Genomic DNA, 2,935 nt, shown 5'->3' with positions numbered 1-2,935 from the left:
CAACACGACAAGCAAAATCAAACGGACTACAAAATCGACTTAAGGTTCTTTAAAAATCAAGCTTCTTACCGACCTAAACGCCCAACTGAAAACTGAACTGAAGGACAATTTCTATTTCGGTTTTGCCGACCAAAATGCTTAGCCGACCGAGCTGTTTTTTTGCTTTTAAGAACAAACTGAAAAGGAAAAAACTATTTTTACTACTGACCGAACTGACCAAGATCAAAATGAAAATAATACTAAAAAAAACACATCTACCCATAACCACAGGTTTGCAAAATTGCGGGGCGAAGTGCTTGCACTTTCTTTTGCCTTTTTTTATTTAATTTGGTGCGGGCTGACAGAGGTTCTGCAAGTAAAGCCGCAATTTCTCAAACCTGCAAACCGTTATAGGCAAATGTTCCCCGAACGAAATGCATCAGTTAACGAAAGTTTCCCCAATGCAAACGGACAAATTTGAACTGACCGAAAGCATTTGAGGAATCAAACAAAAAACCGAACTAAAACAAAATTGAACCGACCAAACCGAACGAACGAATAGATTTCAAAGCTTCTAAAAACAAGTTTCAGACCGACACGCCCGACCGAACTGCTCAATTGAACGCCATTTCCAATCGGTTTCCAGCCGACCAAAAAGCTTAGCCGAACAAACTGTTTTTTCGGTTTTTAAGGACAAATTGAACAGACAAGAACTAAAGCATTTTTAATTGCTGACCGAACTGAAACAACCAAAACTTGAATATAATATGGGAAAAGCACATCTGCCTATAACCACAGGTTTGCAAAATTGCGGGCGACGTGCTTGCACTTTCTTTTGCCGTTTTTTATTTAATTTGGTGCGGGCTGACAGAGGTTCTGCAGGTAAAACCGCAATTTCGCAAACCTGCCAACCGTTATAGGCAAATGTTCCCCGAACGAAATGCATCAGTTAGCGAAAGTTTCTCCAATGCAAACTGACAAATTTGAACTGACCGAAAGCATTTGAGGAATCGAACAAAAAAACCGAACTAAAACAAAATTGAACCGAACAAACCGAACGAACGAATAGAATTTCAAAGCTTTTAAAAACAAGTTTCAGACCGACACGCCCGACCGAACTGCTCAATTGAACGGCATTCCCAATCGGTTTCCAGCCGACCAAAAAGCTTAGCCGAACGAACTATTTTTTCGGTTTTTAAGGACAAATTGAACAGACAAGAACTAAAGCATTTTTAATTGCTGACCGAACTGAAACAACCAAAACTTGAATATAATATGGAAAAAGCACATCTGCCTATAACCACAGGTTTGCAAAATTGCGGGCGAAGTGCTTACACTTTCTTCATCACTTTTCACTAAATTCACTGCGGGCTGACAGAGGTTCTGCAAGTTAAACCGCAATTTCTCAAACCTGCAAACCGTTAGCGGGCATTGCTACTGAAAACATATCGCTGTTTTAAACCGCCGACCGAACTGGAACGTTATCTTACTGTTAAACTTTGGCGACAAATTAGACGGACAAATTCCGCTTGTTCACCGACCGACCTGGATTTTGCTCCTCCCCTTTGCTGTAAATTGCCGACCTGCAGCGCTTTCTGACCGACCTCCTGTNCGTTAGCGGGCATTGCTACTGAAAACTTATCGCTGTTTTAAACCGCCGACCGAACTGGAACACTATCTTACTGTTAAACTTTTCGGCGACAAATTAGCCGGACAAATTCCGCTCGCTCAACGACCGACATGAATTCTTCCTGCGCTTTTATGGTAAATTGCCGACCTGCACCACTTTCTGGCTGACCCGAACCGGAAACTTTCTGACCTGCTCTGCAAAACAGAGCTAACGGAAAAAGTTTTCTGCCCTTAAAAATCAACTGCGCTGACAGACTTAACTTTATCAAATGCCGACCGAAATGCCGTTTCCGCACTTGAATGTCGCAGGGAAAGCAACCGCAACGTCCGCTAACAACAGGTTTGCAAAATTGCGGGGCGAAGTGCTTGCACTTTCTTTTGCCGTTTTTTATTTAATTTGGTGCGGGCTGACAGAGGTTCCGCAAATAAAACCGCAATTTCTCAAACCTGCAAAACGTTACCTGTAATTTTAAACGACCGAAACTCCCGAAAAATGAAGCAAATCATACTTCTACTTTTGACGACTTCCTTGTGTATGATAAGTTGCGAATACTTCACAAGTGGCCGACAGTTTTATGAAAAAGGCTTAAAGTTTTACGAACTATCGGACGGTGGAGATGTTTATAGTACTCCAGAGCTAGAAAAAGCAATTGAAAATTTCGAAAAATCAATTAAAAAAGGTTTTAAGGAAAGAGACGTTTTTGATAAACTCACTTGGAGTTACAGAATTCTAAACCAAGACAATAAAAATATGGAAAGAGTTTATTCCTTAGCACTCAAAAACTTTCCAAATGACATCGAATTTTATTTTAGAAGAGGCGACTCTCGAAAAGAACTACAAAAATATAAATTGGCGCTTGAAGACTACAATAAGGCGATTTTATTGGATAAGGAACGAAAATATGAATATATAAATAGTGCATTTTATGAAAGAGGTGCGATTAAGTATATTTTAGGCGACACCGTTAATGCCAACAAAGACAGAGATATAGCCAAAAGTATTACTGACCATAAATTAAGAACCTATAAGGATTACTGTAAATTATGGAAATAAAAACTACAGGTAACCACAAATTTGTGTTATAATGGTTGAACTGCTTTACGTTACTTCATCACAATTAATTAAATTTATACAGGCAGACAAGTTTTTGCTTTCTATGCCATTACAACACAAACTTGCCAACCGTTAGCGGGCATTGCTACTGAAAACATATCGCTGTTTTAAACTGCCGACCGAACTGGAACGTTATCTTGCTGTTAAACTTTTGGCGACAAATTAGACGGACAAATTCCGCTTGTTCACCGACCGACCTGGATTTTGCTCCTC

General features: G+C 39.9%; 1 protein-coding gene. It reads left to right on the top strand.

Features of this window, described 5'->3' with window-relative positions; genetic code table 11:
* Positions 1–2,101 precede the first annotated feature (2,101 nt).
* Positions 2,102–2,662 carry a tetratricopeptide repeat protein gene (locus BCY91_RS08470; RefSeq protein WP_147387924.1) on the top strand — a complete coding sequence of 187 codons (561 nt, stop codon included), beginning with the start codon at positions 2,102–2,104 and terminating at the stop codon, positions 2,660–2,662.
* The last annotated feature ends 273 nt before the right edge of the window (positions 2,663–2,935 follow it).

It is taken from the genome of Pelobium manganitolerans (assembly GCF_003609575.1).
GTDB lineage: Bacteria > Bacteroidota > Bacteroidia > Sphingobacteriales > Sphingobacteriaceae > Pseudopedobacter > Pseudopedobacter manganitolerans.
The sequence above is the reverse complement of the archived record's forward strand: the minus strand, read 5'-3'. Positions and strand labels throughout refer to the sequence as shown.

Coding starts and splice junctions, on each gene's coding strand:
- BCY91_RS08470 (WP_147387924.1), top strand. CDS start 2,102: ATGAAGCAAATCATACTTCTACTTTTGACGACTTCCTTGTGTATGATA.